The 16,021-nt window shown below is 66.2% G+C and carries 15 protein-coding genes; 5 read left to right on the plus strand and 10 right to left on the minus strand.

The features are described 5' to 3' along the window. Positions 1 to 19 precede the first annotated feature (19 nt). Entirely contained in the window at positions 20 to 676 is a 657-nt protein-coding gene (locus SCH01S_RS08180; protein WP_046348312.1) for a helix-turn-helix transcriptional regulator, read from the minus strand. 104 nt (positions 677 to 780) lie between these two features. On the opposite strand from SCH01S_RS08180, the gene SCH01S_RS08185 reads away from it, so the two are divergent. Beyond that, on the plus strand, positions 781 to 2,901 hold the full coding sequence (locus SCH01S_RS08185) for a putative bifunctional diguanylate cyclase/phosphodiesterase (RefSeq protein ID WP_052733856.1): 2,121 nt from the start codon (positions 781 to 783) through the stop codon (positions 2,899 to 2,901). A 2-nt stretch (positions 2,902 to 2,903) separates the two neighbouring features. Here the strand turns inward: SCH01S_RS08185 and SCH01S_RS08190 are convergent, their stop codons facing one another. Then, positions 2,904 to 3,365, minus strand: coding sequence for a VOC family protein (locus SCH01S_RS08190; RefSeq protein WP_046348313.1), 462 nt, complete (start codon positions 3,363 to 3,365; stop codon positions 2,904 to 2,906). A gap of 103 nt (positions 3,366 to 3,468) precedes the next feature. Between SCH01S_RS08190 and purL the strand changes: the two genes are divergently transcribed. Genes purL through bfr form a run of 3 tightly spaced genes read left to right on the plus strand, consistent with a single transcriptional unit; the run spans position 3,469 to position 6,417 of the window. Further along, positions 3,469 to 5,694, plus strand: coding sequence for a phosphoribosylformylglycinamidine synthase subunit PurL (purL, locus tag SCH01S_RS08195; RefSeq protein ID WP_046348314.1), 2,226 nt, complete (start codon positions 3,469 to 3,471; stop codon positions 5,692 to 5,694). 43 nt (positions 5,695 to 5,737) lie between these two features. Beyond that, positions 5,738 to 5,908: a (2Fe-2S)-binding protein gene (locus SCH01S_RS08200; RefSeq protein ID WP_046348337.1), complete on the plus strand. Its 171-nt coding sequence runs from the start codon at positions 5,738 to 5,740 to the stop codon at positions 5,906 to 5,908. A 29-nt stretch (positions 5,909 to 5,937) separates the two neighbouring features. Further along, a complete protein-coding gene (bfr, locus tag SCH01S_RS08205; RefSeq protein ID WP_046348315.1) occupies positions 5,938 to 6,417 on the plus strand; it encodes a bacterioferritin in 480 nt (159 codons plus the stop codon). Between the two features lie 3 nt (positions 6,418 to 6,420). Here the strand turns inward: bfr and SCH01S_RS08210 are convergent, their stop codons facing one another. The 4 genes from SCH01S_RS08210 to SCH01S_RS17420 all read right to left on the minus strand — a co-directional run bounded on the left by SCH01S_RS08210 (position 6,421) and on the right by SCH01S_RS17420 (position 10,097). After that, entirely contained in the window at positions 6,421 to 6,846 is a 426-nt protein-coding gene (locus SCH01S_RS08210) for an Hpt domain-containing protein (protein ID WP_046348316.1), read from the minus strand. Between the two features lie 42 nt (positions 6,847 to 6,888). Next, entirely contained in the window at positions 6,889 to 8,244 is a 1,356-nt protein-coding gene (gene der / locus SCH01S_RS08215) for a ribosome biogenesis GTPase Der (RefSeq protein ID WP_046348317.1), read from the minus strand. 453 nt (positions 8,245 to 8,697) lie between these two features. Next, positions 8,698 to 9,030 carry a hypothetical protein gene (locus SCH01S_RS08220; RefSeq protein ID WP_046348318.1) on the minus strand — a complete coding sequence of 111 codons (333 nt, stop codon included), beginning with the start codon at positions 9,028 to 9,030 and terminating at the stop codon, positions 8,698 to 8,700. Between the two features lie 341 nt (positions 9,031 to 9,371). After that, positions 9,372 to 10,097 (minus strand): dienelactone hydrolase family protein, encoded by a 726-nt coding sequence (locus SCH01S_RS17420; protein ID WP_084689468.1) that lies wholly within the window; start codon positions 10,095 to 10,097, stop codon positions 9,372 to 9,374. Positions 10,098 to 10,483: 386 nt separating this feature from the next. Here SCH01S_RS17420 and SCH01S_RS08230 point away from each other — a divergent pair, with 386 nt between their 5' ends. Then, complete coding sequence (locus SCH01S_RS08230; RefSeq protein WP_245612198.1) at positions 10,484 to 11,518, plus strand: acetamidase/formamidase family protein; 1,035 nt, start codon at positions 10,484 to 10,486, stop codon at positions 11,516 to 11,518. A 127-nt stretch (positions 11,519 to 11,645) separates the two neighbouring features. Here the strand turns inward: SCH01S_RS08230 and SCH01S_RS08235 are convergent, their stop codons facing one another. From SCH01S_RS08235 to SCH01S_RS08250, 4 genes are all read right to left on the minus strand, one after another. Then, positions 11,646 to 12,848 carry a chloride channel protein gene (locus SCH01S_RS08235; protein ID WP_217995425.1) on the minus strand — a complete coding sequence of 401 codons (1,203 nt, stop codon included), beginning with the start codon at positions 12,846 to 12,848 and terminating at the stop codon, positions 11,646 to 11,648. A 452-nt stretch (positions 12,849 to 13,300) separates the two neighbouring features. Next, positions 13,301 to 14,944, minus strand: a complete 1,644-nt coding sequence (gene groL, locus SCH01S_RS08240; protein ID WP_046348321.1) for a chaperonin GroEL — start codon at positions 14,942 to 14,944, stop codon at positions 13,301 to 13,303. Positions 14,945 to 14,979: 35 nt separating this feature from the next. Next, entirely contained in the window at positions 14,980 to 15,267 is a 288-nt protein-coding gene (gene groES / locus SCH01S_RS08245) for a co-chaperone GroES (protein WP_046348322.1), read from the minus strand. A gap of 115 nt (positions 15,268 to 15,382) precedes the next feature. Then, positions 15,383 to 16,012 (minus strand): response regulator, encoded by a 630-nt coding sequence (locus SCH01S_RS08250; protein WP_052733857.1) that lies wholly within the window; start codon positions 16,010 to 16,012, stop codon positions 15,383 to 15,385. Positions 16,013 to 16,021: the final 9 nt, after the last annotated feature.

The raw sequence follows: 16,021 nt of genomic DNA on the forward strand, positions 1-16,021 counted from the left end.
CCCCCGCCCCCGGACGGTGTTACCCGTTCTGAGCCGTCTTATACGTTAACTTTTCGGAACTTGAAGAGCAGTTTTGAAGAGTCGTGACAGCAAGCCACCCGTGCCGCGCCGCGATGGCGATCGCCTCGGCCTGCGACTGGCAGCCCAGCCGGGAGACAGCGCTGTCAATCGCAGACGAAACAGTCTGGACGCTGATGCCCGATTCGAGGGCGATGTCGACCGGCGCCAGCCCCGCCAGCCTGCGGCCCAGCACATAACGTTCGCGCAGCGACAGTCCGCAATCGGTCTGCACGTCGTCGCCCAACTCCTGGAGCGCCAGCGCGCGCGCCGCATAGAGTTGCGCATAGCCGCGAACGCGCGCCGATTCCTCCCGGTCGAGCGGCCGGTCGGGATTGGCAAGCAGCACCCGCGCGCCGGCGAAATGCATATCGTCGCTGTCGACGAAGAAGCGATGCGGTGCGGTGATCAGCTGCGGCGCGTCGCCGAGAAGCGGGATCAGCGAGACGCCGCTCTTGCGCAGGCAGAAATGTCCGTCGATGCCATATTCGGCGAGCGCGTCGGCGAACAGGGTCACCAGCCGCTCCGCATCGGGCGCGATCAGGATTTCGGCGCGCAGACGGGCCGTTGCGGGAAAGGGATTGCCGCGGCGGGCGCTGGTCTGAAAAGGTCGGAACATGGCGGTCGGCAGCCCTCATGCGCCGGTAAGGTTAACGATTCGTTTCCACGCTTCGGGAGCTCAAGGGTAAGAACACGTTAACCCTTGCCGGATATCCCGTTCGCGTGAGGGAAATCCGAAAGATCGACGACGGCGCGGCAGCGGACGGCAACGGGTCGGCCGAGCCGTCGCGCGACGCCGGCATGGCCGCCAGGGTGCTTGACCTGGCCGGCCTTGCCACCGTTGTCATTTCCTCGCTCGACGGGAAGATCGAAGCCGACAAGCGCGGCGCGGCGATGCTCGGCCTGCGCAAGATGGCGACCGGACGGCAATTGCTGCGCCTGCTCTCTCCGGCTCTCGGTCCGGTGGTGATCCGCGCGATCCGGCAGGCGCTGACCGGCGCGCCGGTGACGATCGCGGTGTCCGGCAACACCGCCAAGGGCGCGGTGCTTCACGCGGACGCCGGCTTGAGCCTGTCGATCAGGGACGGCGCCCCTGCCCTGTTCGTGACGCTGATCGACCGCACCGAGGAGCGCGAGGAAATCGCGTACCTGAACCAAACGGTCGAGCACCTCTGGTACACAGTCGAGCTGAACCCCCAGCTGCCCTGGGTCGCCGACAACGAACATGGCGTCACGCGCGTGACGGAACGCTATCTGAAGATGGTGGGCCTGGAGGAAGACCAGGCGCTCGGCTTCCTCGGCTGGATGAACGTGCTGCATCCCGAAGATCTGCCGCGGATGCAGGCGACGGTCGGCACGGCGATGCTCAACGGCTCGGCCGGCGACGTCCGCTGCCGCTTCAAGGTCGCCGACGGCAGCTATCGCTGGATGCGCTCCCGCGCCTTTCCGCGTCGCGACGATGAAGGCAATATCGTCCGCTGGTACGGCTATACCGAAGACATTCACGATCTCGTCCTCACCGAGATCGAGACGCGCTGGGCGGCCGAGCACGACCCGCTCACTGGCCTGCCCAACCGCGCGCTGTTCAACCAGCGGCTCGACGATCTGACCTCCCGCGCCGCCGAGGGCCTGGGGCGACTCGGGCTGGTGATGCTCGACCTCGATCACTTCAAGGACGTGAACGACATCCTCGGCCACCATGCGGGCGACCGGCTGCTGACCGAATTCGCCAAGGTGCTGCGCGAAACGATCACGGTCGAGGCCACCGTCGCCCGGCTGGGTGGTGACGAGTTCGCGATCCTGCTGCCCGGCATCGAGGGGACGGAAGCGATCCAGGCGCTGATCGAAGACCTGTTCACGAACCTGAAAAAGCCGCTGCGCCTCAACGGCCGCGAGTTCGACTGCCGCGCCAGCGCCGGTTCCGCGATCTTCCCGATTCATGCGACCAACGCGTCGGAGCTGTTCAAGCACGCCGACATCGCGCTCTATGAAGCGAAGAACGCCGGGCGCGGCCGCTACATGAGCTTCGAGCCGTCGATGCGCAGCAAGATGCAGCGCCGGGTGGCGATGATCAACATCGGCCGCGAGGCAGTCGAGAACAAGCGCCTGCTGCCCTATTACCAGCCGCAGATCGCGATGCAGACCGGCGAGGTGATCGGGTTCGAAGCCTTGCTGCGCCGGCGCGACCGGTCCGGGCAGATCTGCCTGCCGGGCACGATCGCGGAGGCGTTCAATGATTTCGAAGTCGCCGAGGCGATCGGCATCAATATGCTCGACATGGTGATCGCCGACATGATCGACTGGCGCAGTCGCGGGCTCGATTGGGGCAAGGTGTCGATCAACGCATCGGCGGCGGAGTTCCGGAACCGCGACTTCATCCACCGGCTGATCGACCATACCGACAGCGCCGGCATTCCCCGCGACCGTCTGGTCATCGAAGTGACCGAAGGCGTGTTCGTCGGCCGCTCCGCGCCGATGGCGAGCGACATGATCACGGAGCTCAAACAGGCGGGCTTCGGCATCTCGCTCGACGATTTCGGGACCGGCTACGCCTCGCTGACGCATCTGCGCGAGATTCCGGTCGACGCGCTGAAGATCGACCGCAGCTTCATCCAGGACCTGTTCGGCACGACAGGCAAGGACAGCTCCCCGATCGTTTCGGCGATCATCAAGCTGGGCCAGGGCCTGGGCAAGACCGTCGTCGCCGAGGGAATCGAGACCGAGCGCCAGGCCGAGTTCCTGCGGGCGCACGGCTGCTCGGCCGGCCAGGGCTATCTGTTCGGCCGCCCCGCGCCCAAGACTGCGATCGACGAGCTGCTCGCCGGAAAACGCCGGACTGCCTGAGGCTAGGCCAGCTCGGCCATCTTCTCCATCCGGTCCTGCATCGCTTCCGGCGTCACATCCTCGATGTGCGTCGAAATCATCCAGCGATGCCCGAACGGATCGACCAGAGTTCCGGATCGATCGCCATAGAATTGGTCGGCAACCGCGCGCTCCTCGCTTGCACCGGCATCGATCGCGCGCGCGAACGCCGCATCGACGTCGGGCACGTAGACCATCAGGCTGGCGGTGACGCCGCCGCGCGTCTTCGGCCCGAGCAGGTTCATGTCCGGCCACTCGTCCGACAGCATCACGACCGAATCGCCGATCCGGATCTCTGCGTGGCCGATCCTGTCGCCCATCGGCATGCGCATGATCTCGGTGGCACCGAGCGCGCGCGTGTACCAGTCGATCGCCGCCGCCGCGCCGTCGACAGCCAGATAAGGGGTGACGCTATGATACCCGTCGGGAACCGCAGTGACTGCCATCTCAGCCTCCTCCGAGTCGAAGCGAGGATGATCCGCCTGTCCCGACGCACGGACAAGACCATTTGCGGCTGACAGCAGCCGAAGGTGACGCTAACGCGCCGCCATGTCCGAGATCACGCCCGAAGTCGTCGCCGAGCACGGCCTGTCCCCCGAGGAATATGAGCGCGTGCTCCACGCGCTGGGCCGCGAGCCGAACCTGACGGAGCTGGGCATCTTCTCGGTGATGTGGTCGGAGCATTGCTCGTACAAATCGTCGCGCGTGCACCTGAAGAAGCTGCCGACCAAAGCGCCGTGGGTGATCCAGGGCCCGGGCGAGAATGCCGGCGTGATCGATATCGGCGACGGGCTCGCCGCCATCTTCAAGATGGAGAGCCACAACCACCCGTCCTATATCGAGCCCTATCAGGGCGCCGCGACCGGGGTGGGCGGCATCCTGCGCGACGTGTTCACGATGGGCGCGCGGCCAGTTGCGAACTTGAACGCGCTGCGCTTCGGCCGGCCCGATCACCCCAAGATGCGTCACCTGATCGCGGGCGTCGTCCACGGCATCGGCGGCTATGGCAATTGCGTCGGCGTCCCGACCGTCGGCGGCGAGGTGAATTTCCATCCCGCCTATGACGGCAATATCCTGGTCAACGCGATGACGGTCGGCATCGCGCCCACTGACAAAATCTTCTATTCGGCCGCCGCCGGCATCGGCAACCCGGTCGTTTATGTCGGCTCCAAGACCGGCCGCGACGGCATCCACGGCGCGACCATGGCCTCGGCAGATTTCTCCGAGGATTCGGAAGAGAAGCGCCCGACCGTGCAGGTCGGTGACCCCTTCACCGAGAAACTGCTGATCGAAGCGTGCCTTGAGCTGATGGCATCCGACGCGATCGTCGCGATCCAGGACATGGGGGCAGCCGGCCTTACCTCCTCGTCCGTCGAGATGGCGTCGAAGGGCGGCGTCGGCATTGAGCTCGACATGGACGCGGTGCCGTGCCGCGAAGAGGGCATGACGCCCTATGAAATGATGCTCTCCGAAAGCCAGGAGCGGATGCTGATGGTGCTGAAGCCCGGCCGAGAGGCCGAGGCCGAGGCGATCTTCCGCAAGTGGGAGCTCGATTTCGCCGTCATCGGACGCGTCACCGATACCGGCCGGATGGTGCTGACGTGGCGCGGAGAGACCGTCGCCGATATCCCGCTCGGCCCGTTGGGCGATGATGCGCCGTGCTACGAGCGGCCATGGGTTCCGACGCCCAGGCCCGCCGAGCTCATCGATCTGCCGAACCAGCACATCGACATCGCCGCGGACCTGAAGGTCCTGATGGGCTCGCCCGACCTCGCCTCGCGCCGCTGGGTGTGGGAGCAGTACGACCACATGGTCGGCGCCGACACGGTGCAGCGGCCCGGCGGCGACGCCGCAGTCGTGCGGGTGCACGGCACCGACAAGGCGCTCGCGATCACCACGGACTGCACGCCGCGCTATTGCCATGCCGATCCGGTCGAGGGCGGCCGCCAGGCCATCGCCGAAGCCTGGCGCAACCTGACCGCGGTCGGGGCACGGCCGCTCGCCGCGACCGACTGCATGAATTTCGGCAATCCGCAGCGCCCCGACATCATGGGCCAATTCGTCGGCTGCATCGAGGGCATGGCGGAGGCCTGCACGAAACTCGACATGCCGATCGTGTCCGGCAACGTCTCGCTCTACAACGAGACGAAGAACGAGGACGGCTCGGGCTCGGCAATCCTGCCGACGCCGGCGATCGGCGCAGTCGGGCTGATCGACGACTGGACCCGGTCGATGACGATCGGGTTCAAGGATGTCGGCGACATCATCCTCGTGATCGGCGAGCGCTCGGGGCATCTTGGCCAGTCGCTGTGGCTGCGCGAGTTGCATGGGCGCGAGGACGGGCCGCCGCCGCCTGTCGATCTGGAACGGGAGCGCCGCACCGGCGACTTCGTCCGTGCCGCCATCGAGCATCGCCATGTCTCCGCCTGCCACGACGTGTCGGACGGCGGCATCGCTGTTGCGCTCGCCGAAATGGCGCTGGCGAGCGGAATCGGCGCGATCGTGGACAAGCCCCAGCCCTACCCGTGCGCGCAATCCTTCTTCGGCGAGGACCAGGGCGTGTACATCGTGACCGTGCCCGATCACGCGCTGGTGCCATTCCTCGACACCGCGCTGGTCGCCGGCGTCACCGTCGAGCCGCTGGGCCGCACGATCAAAAGCCGCCTGATCTTCGAACGCCCCGACCGCGACTGCGTCGTCACGCTCGATGAATTGCGACAGGCTCACGAAGCCTTTTTACCGAAGCTGATGGGCGCAGACGCCGCGCTGGCATAACGGCCACTTGCGAATAAGTCGCAATAGCCTTATGTCGGCGCTCATGATCGTCTGCAACTGCAACGCGATTCGGGAGCGCCAGGTGCGGGAAGCCGCGCGTGCGGGCTGCGCCGACCCGCTGTCCGCCTATGCCTCGCTCGGCCGCCGTCCGCGCTGCGGCCAGTGCGTCCCCTATGCGCGCCAGATCATTGAAGAGGAACGCGCCGCGGCCTAGGGTCCCAGGCTCCCGACAGGAGGCCGGACATGCAGGGCGATCCCAAGGTCATCGAATATCTGAACGACGCGCTCAAGAACGAGCTGACGGCGATCAACCAATATTTCCTGCATTACCGGATGCTCGACCATTGGGGTGTCAAGCGGCTCGCCAAGTTCGAGTATGACGAATCGATCGACGAGATGAAGCACGCCGACTGGCTGGCGGAGCGGATCCTGTTCCTCGAAGGCCTGCCCAATTTCCAGCTGCTCGGCCGCCTTCGCATCGGCGAGACGGTCGAGGAGGTGCTGGGTTCGGACCTGGAGCTGGAAAAGGAAGCGATCCCCCTGCTCCGCGACGCAATCCAGCATTGCGAATCGGTGCGCGACTATATCAGCCGCGACCTGCTGAAGCGGATCCTCGCGAATGAGGAGGAGCATGTCGACACGCTCGAACGGCTGTTCGATCAGATCAAGCTGATGGGATTGCAGAACTTCGTCCAGCTCCAGTCGAAGCCGGCGGAGGAATAGGGACTAGCCCGCGCGCCCGAACACGGCGCGGCGGCCGAAGCCCTGGGGCCGGCGTTCCATCAGCGGGTTGGTCTCGCGATCGAACATCTGCATCGTGGTTTCGAACATCGGGCGGAGCTGGACGACGTCCGGGATCAGCTCGTCCGGCGTGGTGTGAAGCTCGACGCAGCGGCGCGAGACGATCTCGATTCGCTCGGCGATCACGGCGAGCGGCTCGGCCCCGAACTGCCGCGCCTCGCCCTTCAGCGTGTGCGCCGGGCGGACCAGGGCGGCAGCGCTCTTGCTCCGCATCGCTTCCTCGATCGCGTCCAGCGATTTGACCCCGTCTTCCTTGAAATAGCCCAGGATGCGGACGAAGTCGGAACCCAGTTCGGCACGCGCCTGGTTGAACGCGTTCCAGTCGATCAGCGAAGCGGTGTTCCCGGACATGGGCTCAGCCTTAAGCCGTTCAGGTAAACAGTCGGTTGCGCATCAGGAACGGTCGAACGGATTTTTCGGTGCCCGCAGCGTCAGCCGCACCGGCACCGCGCCGAAACCGAGATCACGACGGATGCCGTTGACCAGATAGCGGCGATAGCTTTCCGGCAGCAGGTCGACACGGGTGCCGAAGAGGACAAAGCCGGGCGGCCGTGTCTTCGCCTGGGTGATGTAGCGCGGCTTGATCCGCTTGCCGCCGGGCGCGGGCGGCGGGTTCTTCTCGATCGCCGCCTCGAACCAGCGGTTGAGCTCGCCCGTCGGCACGCGCCGCGACCACGCCTCGCGCGTCTCGAACGCCACCTTCAGCAGCGTGTCGAGCCCCTTTCCCGTCGCCGCCGAGACGGTGAGGACCGGCAAGCCCTTGACCTGGCTCAGGCCTTCTTCGAGCGCCGCCTTGACGCCGTTGAACAACGCGCTCGGATTCTCGGCCACGTCCCATTTGTTGAGCGCGATGACGAGCGCGCGGCCTTCCTGCAGCACCGCGTCGGCGATGCGCAGGTCCTGCGCCTCGAGGCCGCGGGTGGCGTCGAGCAGCAGCACCACCACCTCGGCGAAATCGACCGCGCGGAGGCCGTCCGCGACCGAGAGCTTTTCCAGCTTATCGGTGACGTTCGCGCGCTTGCGCATGCCGGCGGTGTCGATCAGCCGGATCGGCCGCCCGTCCCATTCCATGTCGATCGCGATCGAATCGCGGGTGATGCCGGCCTCGGGCCCGGTGATCATCCGCTCCTGGCCGAGGATGCGGTTGACGAGCGTCGACTTGCCGGCGTTCGGGCGGCCCACGATCGCGAGCTTCAGCGGGGCTGACGGATCCTCTTCGTCAAGCTCCTCCTCCGGCTCATTCTCGCGGTCCAGCCAGGGCAGCAGCGCCTCGAACAGGTCGGCCAGCCCTTCGCCATGCTCGGCCGAAATCTGGATGGGATCGCCAAAGCCCAATGCCAGCGCCTCCAGCGCTCCCTGCTCGCCCGCACGTCCTTCCGCCTTGTTGACCGCGACCACGACGGGCGTGTCCTCGGCGCGCAGCCAGCGGGCGATTTCTTCGTCGAGCGGCACCAGCCCCGCGCGGCCGTCGATCAGGAACAGCGCGACATCGGCCTCGCGCACCGCCGCCTCGGTCTGCGCGCGCATCCGGCCGGGGAGCGACTGCGGGTCCTCATTCTCAAAGCCCGCGGTGTCGATGACGCGGAAATCGAGCCCGATCAGGTGCGCGTCGCCCTCACGCCGGTCGCGCGTGACGCCGGGCCGGTCGTCGACCAGCGCCAGTTTCTTGCCGACGAGCCGGTTGAACAGCGTCGACTTGCCGACATTGGGACGGCCGACGATCGCGAGGGTGGGGAGAGGACGAGGCATGGCGTGCGCCGTTAACGCGTGAGGGCGCGAAAGGGAAATGCGGCGCTCGTTCGATAAGTCAGCGACGTCGTGCGCGCGACTGGGACAAACCGGTCGAAATGGACGACATTCACATGGATTCCCGAAAATTTCCGTCCACTTTCGGTATGCGGCGGAAGGGCGACGGGCGCGCAATGCGCCGGCCGAGATCGCGGAATCCGCGCTCGCAGAAGATCGGTTGATGCAGTGCATGGCCCGGCGCGGAGTGTCGCACGGCGGCGGGGGTGTAGGACAGGGAATTGTCCCCCTCCCGGAGCAAGAGAGGAAACCACCTCTCCTATGGGGAGAGGTCGAGACGCGCGGCAGCGCGTCCGGGTGAGGGGATCGGACTTATCCGGATACGCACGAACCCCTCACCCCGCTCGCGCTCGGCGCGCGAGTCGCCCTCTCCCTCTGGGAGAGGGTTTGCGGCACCTACCGATCGCAATATTCCCAGCGGCCCGCCCTGCAGGCGGCGACCGCGTGGCGCCACTCGGCCATCTTGCGCTGATAGTCGGCGCGGGCATCTGCGTAGCGGGCGTCACGACCGGCCCGCGCATCGTGGAAGGCCTGCATCCGGCCGGCGTCCCGCTTCCGGACATAGGCGAGCTGATCCTGGTTCATCCGCCGGATGATCGCCCGATCCCGCGCCCGCGCCGCCGGGCTGCGCATCGAGGGGTCGTGCGGATCATCGGCGTGCGCCGCTGCCGGCAGGAGCGCCGCGCTCATCACGAGCGCGCAGGTGAGCGAACCGAGTGTCTTCAACATTTGCCCCTCCAGGCGCTGACAGTTGCCGGCAGGGTGCAGGGGAAGTGCTTAAGGATTCACGACTGTTTTGGCGGTAACGGCGGGGTAGGGATGTGTCGGCTTAACTCTTGCGATTAGCCGGCGGAGGTGGCCGGTGGGACAGAGGGATAGCTCAGGCTCCTTCAGGCGCTTGTGAACTCGAAGACCCGACCGTCAGGATCACCAATCATGTCCGGTTCTGGCCGATTGCACTCCAGCAGGCTTTGAGAGCGGCGGCGTCGAAAGCCGTCGATCCGCCCGGCGTCGAGACCGGTCGGTTTTGACATAACGCGGCCGTTGCTCGCTATCCAACACGCGTCCGTTTACGTGGACCGGTCAGAACTCCCACAATCCTCTCCGAAGAGGTCAAGAACTGCCCGCCAATATCGCTCTGTATGCTTCGGGTGATAGCCGACACCCGGCACGGTCGCTTGAACATGAGTGAACCCGTCGGTCGCCAATCCGTCTGCGTTTGCAGGGCGGGCCCAAAAGGCGTGCTTAGCACCACCATAAATGTTTACGCGCCAATCAACCCCGGAGTCCTGTAACGCGTGACCAAACGCAAGAAGCTGATCGGGAGTGCAGATAGGGTCCTCGGAGCCAGTACAAAGAAGGACTGTGCTATTCACATCGTGCCAGTCATGAGAATTTGGTTCGGGCAAGCCAGGATGCACGACCGCGATGGCTTTGAAGGGTACGCCTGTTTTCGCAAGCTCAAGAACGATGCGGCCGCCAGCGCCATAGCCGAGAGTGAAGAGCTGGTCGGCGTCAACATCAGGTGTCGCGAGCAGAGCATCCAGCGCTATGCGACCAATGGCCCGCATCCGCTCAGCGTCGGCCAGCAATGGCATGGTTCGGGCCAACATTGCTTCAGGCCTACCGAAGAAGGTCTGTCCGCCATGAAAGTCCATCGCGAGCGCGACATAACCGTGCGCGGCGAGATCATCAGCACGGCCCCGCTGATAGTCGTCAAGACCAACGCCGTCGTGTCCAATGAGAACCGCGGGCCAAGGGCCTTCGCCGATTGGCCGTGCTAAATGGGCGGTCATCGTTAGACCATCGGCGTCGTAGAAAATGTCGGTCGCTGCAACTTCGTACACGCCTTACCCCTCACTGTTCCTGAAGCGGCATACCGGGAACCTTCGCGACCGACCAACGCATTACGCGCTCAGGTGCGTCCCAATCCAAGTTGTTCCGAGTCGATGGCTGCGCCTGTCTGAGACCGCGATTCACTCAGATGAATGAATGTCGGTTGCCGGGGACGCCTGAGCTGTGCCTGAGCGGCAGCGCGTGCGGTCTCCGCCACCTCGAAGCTTTCAGGCAGCAAGCGCGCGAGGGACGGCGCGTTCGCGGGTGCCTTTCGGTTCAAAAGCTTCCAGTTGCTCGCGATCGCTCTTTCGCTACCCTGTGCCGCTTCGAGGATAAGGGGACGGACGTGGCGACTACCTGGTGGTTCGGAGCGGCGCTGCTCGCTGCTGCGGGCGTTGCGGACGCAAAGCAATATGACCTGCCTGCCACGCCGGCAACCGTCGCCTGGGGCCATTACGATGCCTCCGCGGCCCCCGTCCTCACCGTCCGCTCGGGCGACACGGTGGTAGTGCACACATTGCTGACCAACAGCCCCAAGGGGCTGGAGGCGGCGGGACTGCCGGCAGATCAGGTGGAGCCCTCGTTGCGGGCCGTCTTCGACGGCGTACCCGCATCGGCGCGCGGGCCGGGCGGGCACATCCTCACCGGTCCGATCGCGGTCGAGGGCGCTGAGCCCGGCGACACGCTGGAAATCCGAATCCTGAAGATCGATCTCGCGATTCCGTACGCCTATAACGCGTTCGGCCCGACCACTGGCTTTCTGACCGATGACTTCCCCTATCGCCGCATCAAGATCGTGCCGCTTGATCGGCGGCGGATGACGGGCGCGCTCGCGCCGGGCGTGGAGGTTCCGCTCCACCCCTTCTTCGGCTCGATCGGTGTCGCGCCGCCGGCCGCGTTCGGGCGCTACGATTCGACTGCGCCCGCGATCCACGGCGGCAACATGGACAATCGAATGCTGGTCGCGGGCACGACGCTGTTTTTACCCGTCCACGCGCCGGGCGCGCTGCTGGAAGTGGGCGACGGACACGCAGCGCAGGGCAATGGCGAGGTGGATATCACCGCGCTGGAAACCTCGCTCACCGGGACGCTTCAGCTCGTGCTGCACAAAAAGGGCGAAGGCGCGGCGGTCGAGGCGACCTATCCGCGCGCGGAGACGCCCGACAGCTATGTGGCCATGGGCTTTGACGAGGATCTGTCCAACGCCGCCCGCAAGGCTGTGAGGAACATGATCAACTTTCTCGTTGCCGCGAAAGGCATGACTCGCGACGACGCCTATATGCTGGTGAGCACTGCGGGCGATGTCGACGTGACGGAGTTGGTGGACCGGAGCAAGGGCGTGCACGTGGTGCTGCCCAAGCGGGTGTTCACTGCCCACTGACCGGACGTGCGGTGACGCGTCGCAGCGCGCGGCCGCACGCTCATAGGATCAGGTTACAATATGGGCCCGTCCCGGAGCGCTCCGGCAAGGTTCGAGCGCCGCCCGATGATGGGCGCTTCCCGGACGGCTACGGCCGGCCTCTCACCTCGGCGGGCGCGGCGGCTGCCACGAAATTCCTGGAGAGCGCGTGATAGACGCCGTCCTTGCAGATCAGGCGCGACGCTGCCTGGCCGATGAAGGCGGCGGCCATCAGCGGAACGACCATTGCGTGGTCATTCGTCATCTCTGTCACGATGACGAAGGCGGTGATGGGCGCCTGGACCACCCCGGCAAAATAGGAGACCATGCCGAGCAGCACGAGCGCGTCGAGCGGCGTTCCCGGAAAGATGCCTGAGAGGTTGAAGCCGATGCCGGCGCCGACGGCGAGCGACGGGGAGAAGATGCCGCCTGGGATGCCGCTGATCGCAGCGAGCGCGGTCGCCACGAGCTTGAGCAGTCCGAATGACTGCGGAAGCGGCATGCCTTTGTCCAGGAGGGGTTTCACCTGGGCATAGCCGGTGCCGTAGATCGTATCGCTCGAGGCCAGGCCGCAGAGCGCGATTCCCAGGCCGCACGCGGCGGCGAACAGGATCGGATGGCGCTTGATGGCTCGCCCGGTGGCGCCCGGCAGGCCGCGGCCGAACTCGACCAGGATGCGGCTGAACACGCCCCCCAGAAGGCCACCGGCCACCCCGCAGACGGGAACCGCGAGCCAGTCGGCCAGCCCAAGCTTCACCGACGTGGTTCCGAAATAGGTATAGTCACCGAGCAGCGCGAGCGAGGTGAGGCCGGCGGCGATGATGGCGCCGATCAGCAGCATGCTGGTCTTTGCCTCGAAAGCGCGGCTCATCTCTTCGATGCCGAACACGATGCCCGCGAGCGGCGTGTTGAAGGCGGCTGCCACACCGGCCGAGGCACCCGCCAGAATGAGACCCGCCTGCCGGCGCGGCGACAGACGGCCGATCGCGAACATGATCGAGGCGCCGACCTGCACGGTCGGTCCCTCGCGTCCGATGGACGCGCCGCACAGCAATCCGAACAGGGTCAGGAGGATTTTGCCGATCGCGATGCGGATGGAAACCAGAGTGCCGCGCGCGCCCTGATCGGTCAGGTGCCGGGCGGCGATCGCCTGCGGAATGCCGCTGCCTTGCGAATTGGGAAAGACCCGCCGCGTGAGCCAGGCGGCAAGACCGAGACCGAGCGGTGTCAGCACCAGCGGGAGATAATGCCAGCGGCCGATCAGGTGTCGAAACGCCGCCTGGGCCGAGTCCGCCAGCAGCGCCAGCGCCACGGCCGACGCGCCCACGACGACGCCCCCCAGAAGGAAGATAAGCTGCCGCTGCGTTCGGGCCGAATGCAGGCGAAGGCGTCTGGAGGAGAGCAAGGGCAATCTGGCCATCAGGGTGGACCGGGAGGAGAATGAGGCGGCCGTTTAGCCGCTAGCTTCCGGGTTGTCAGGCCGACTGTCCGCGTCACGACAATATCGAGGCTCGGTTTTCGCGCTCCTTCGTACGGCGCCCAATGCCCTCACCCCGCTCGCGCCCACAGGCGCGAGTCGCGCTCTCCCGCTTGCGGGAGAGGGGCATAAGAAAGGGCCGGAGAGCGTGGTGCTCTCCGGCCCTTTTTTGCTTCGGTCTGGACCGGCGACGGCGAAGCCGCCGCCTCGTCGGTCGCCCCGCAGGGGCGCCGGCCGGACCGGTTCGAGTCCCGCGCTAGCTTCACGCTAGCGCGGGCCGAACTCGGTCAGAAGTCCATGCCGCCCATGCCGCCCATGCCGGCGCCGCCCATCGGCATCGCCGGCTTGTCTTCCGGCAGTTCCGCGATGGTGGCTTCGGTGGTGATCAGCAGGCCGGCCACCGAGGCCGCGTCCTGCAGCGCGGCGCGGACGACCTTGGTCGGGTCGATCACGCCGGCCTGGACCAGGTTCTCGTACACTTCGGTCTGGGCGTTGAAGCCGAGCGTCGGGTCGTTGCCGTCGACCAGCTTGCCGGCGACCACCGCACCGTCCTGACCCGCGTTCTGCGCGATCTGGCGGACCGGCGCCTGCAAGGCCTTGCGGATGATGTCGACGCCGCGAGTCTGATCGTCATTCTGACCCTTCAGGCCCTCAAGCGCCTTCGTCGCGTAGAGGAGCGCGGTACCGCCGCCGGGGACGATGCCTTCCTCGACCGCGGCGCGGGTCGCGTGCAACGCGTCGTCGACGCGGTCCTTGCGTTCCTTCACCTCGACCTCGGACGCGCCGCCGACCTTGATCACCGCGACACCGCCGGCGAGCTTCGCCAGCCGCTCCTGCAGCTTCTCACGGTCATAGTCGGACGTGGTCACCTCGATCTGCTGGCGGATCGCCTCGGTGCGGCCCTTGATGGCCTCCGCTTCGCCGGCGCCGTCGACGATCGTGGTGTTGTCCTTGTCGATGGTGACGCGCTTGGCCTGGCCCAGCATGCCGAGCGTGACGCTCTCCAGCTTGATGCCCAGATCTTCCGAGATCATCTCGCCCTTGGTCAGGATCGCGATGTCTTCCAGCATCGCCTTGCGGCGATCGCCGAAGCCCGGCGCCTTCACGGCCGCGACCTTCAGGCCGCCGCGCAGCTTGTTGACGACCAGGGTCGCCAGCGCCTCGCCCTCGATGTCCTCGGCGATGATGAGCAGCGGACGGCCGCTCTGCACGACCGCTTCGAGGATCGGCAGCATCGCCTGCAGGTTGGAGAGCTTCTTCTCGTGGATCAGGATGTACGGGTCGTTGAGCTCGACCTGCATCTTTTCCGGATTGGTGATGAAATAGGGCGACAGATAGCCGCGGTCGAACTGCATGCCTTCGACGACGTCGAGCTCGAATTCGAGACCCTTCGCCTCTTCGACGGTGATCACGCCTTCCTTGCCGACCTTTTCCATCGCCTCGGCGATCTTCTCGCCGACTTCGGTGTCGCCATTGGCCGAGATGATGCCGACCTGGGCGATTTCGTTCGAGCCCTGGACCGGCTTCGAGCGGCTCTTCAGGTCCTCGACGACCTTGGCGACGGCGAGATCGATGCCGCGCTTCAGATCCATCGGGTTCATGCCGGCCGCGACCGACTTCATGCCCTCACGCACGATCGCCTGGGCGAGCACGGTGGCGGTGGTGGTGCCGTCGCCGGCCAGGTCGTTGGTCTTCGACGCAACCTCGCGCAGCATCTGCGCGCCCATGTTCTCGAACTTGTCCTTCAGTTCGATTTCCTTGGCGACGGTCACGCCGTCCTTGGTGATGCGCGGGGCGCCGAACGACTTGTCGATGACGACGTTGCGGCCCTTGGGGCCGAGGGTGACCTTCACCGCGTCGGCGAGGATGTCCACGCCGCGCAGGATGCGCTCACGCGCGTCGCGGGCAAAACGGACGTCTTTGGCTGCCATGTTGATGTCCTTCGTTTAAAGTTGAATGAGAGGGTTCAGCCGACGATCCCGAGGATGTCGCTTTCCTTCATGATGATCAGGTCTTCGCCGTTGACCTTGACCTCGGTGCCCGACCATTTGCCGAACAGGATGCGGTCGCCGGCCTTGACGTCGAGCGGAGTCACCTTGCCGTCTTCCGACTTGGCGCCGGCGCCGGCGGCGACGACTTCGCCTTCCTGCGGCTTTTCCTTGGCGGTGTCGGGGATGATGATCCCGCCGGCCGTCTTTTCCTCGGCCTCGACGCGACGAACGAGCACGCGGTCGTGCAGCGGACGAAAGTTCATGAGTTGAAACCCTCCGATTGATGACTGTTGGCACTCAGCTCAAGCGAGTGCCAGCGGGGCGCATATGTGCCCGCGTTCATGGCTCGTCAAGGCGAGCCCGCAACGAAAAAACGCATCAGATCAGCTTCAGTTCGCGCGCGCGGACGACCGCCTCGGTGCGGTTTGCGGCACCCAGTGCAGCAAATGCGGCGGCGGCATGCGTCTTGACCGTCGAGGGCGACAGATCGAGCGCCCGCGCGATCGTCTTGTTCGATTCGCCGGCTGCCATCCGCTCCAGGATTTCGGCCTGGCGCCCGGTCAGCCGCGTCGCGGGCATCGGCGAAGCGACCGACCCCGAACGGCGGCCGATCAGGTCGAGGATGCGCGCCGGCAGATAGCGCTCGCCCGCCAGCACGACGCGGATCGCCGCCTCGATCGCCTCGGCCCGCGCGGTCTTCGGCACGAAGCCGGCGATGCCCAAGTCGAACAGGTCGAGCAGCAACGCGCCGTCTTCATTCCCGGTCACGACCAGGATCGGCGTGCCGGGCGCGGCCGAGCGCAGGCGGGCGATGCCGTCGAGCGGCGCCGCGCCCGGCATCGCGAGATCGCTGAGGATCAGGTCGGGCGCGCGCGCGGCGGCGGCGGACCAGGCGGAGGGAAAGTCGGCCGCCAGCGTCACGGCCGCCCCCGGCCAGCCGAGCCCGACCGCGCCGGCCAGCGCATCCCGCATCAGGGCATGATCGTCGCAGATCAGGCAGCTTTGCACGCGCCCTTC

This window comes from Sphingomonas changbaiensis NBRC 104936 (assembly GCF_000974765.1).
Classification (GTDB): Bacteria; Pseudomonadota; Alphaproteobacteria; order Sphingomonadales; family Sphingomonadaceae; genus Sphingomonas_B; species Sphingomonas_B changbaiensis.

Coding starts and splice junctions, on each gene's coding strand:
- SCH01S_RS08200 (WP_046348337.1), top strand. CDS start 5,738: ATGATCGTCTGCAACTGCAACGCGATTCGGGAGCGCCAGGTGCGGGAA.
- SCH01S_RS08190 (WP_046348313.1), bottom strand. CDS start 3,365: ATGGCAGTCACTGCGGTTCCCGACGGGTATCATAGCGTCACCCCTTAT.
- bfr (WP_046348315.1), top strand. CDS start 5,938: ATGCAGGGCGATCCCAAGGTCATCGAATATCTGAACGACGCGCTCAAG.
- SCH01S_RS08180 (WP_046348312.1), bottom strand. CDS start 676: ATGTTCCGACCTTTTCAGACCAGCGCCCGCCGCGGCAATCCCTTTCCC.
- der (WP_046348317.1), bottom strand. CDS start 8,244: ATGCCTCGTCCTCTCCCCACCCTCGCGATCGTCGGCCGTCCCAATGTC.
- groL (WP_046348321.1), bottom strand. CDS start 14,944: ATGGCAGCCAAAGACGTCCGTTTTGCCCGCGACGCGCGTGAGCGCATC.
- SCH01S_RS08220 (WP_046348318.1), bottom strand. CDS start 9,030: ATGTTGAAGACACTCGGTTCGCTCACCTGCGCGCTCGTGATGAGCGCG.
- purL (WP_046348314.1), top strand. CDS start 3,469: ATGTCCGAGATCACGCCCGAAGTCGTCGCCGAGCACGGCCTGTCCCCC.
- SCH01S_RS08210 (WP_046348316.1), bottom strand. CDS start 6,846: ATGTCCGGGAACACCGCTTCGCTGATCGACTGGAACGCGTTCAACCAG.
- SCH01S_RS17420 (WP_084689468.1), bottom strand. CDS start 10,097: ATGACCGCCCATTTAGCACGGCCAATCGGCGAAGGCCCTTGGCCCGCG.
- groES (WP_046348322.1), bottom strand. CDS start 15,267: ATGAACTTTCGTCCGCTGCACGACCGCGTGCTCGTTCGTCGCGTCGAG.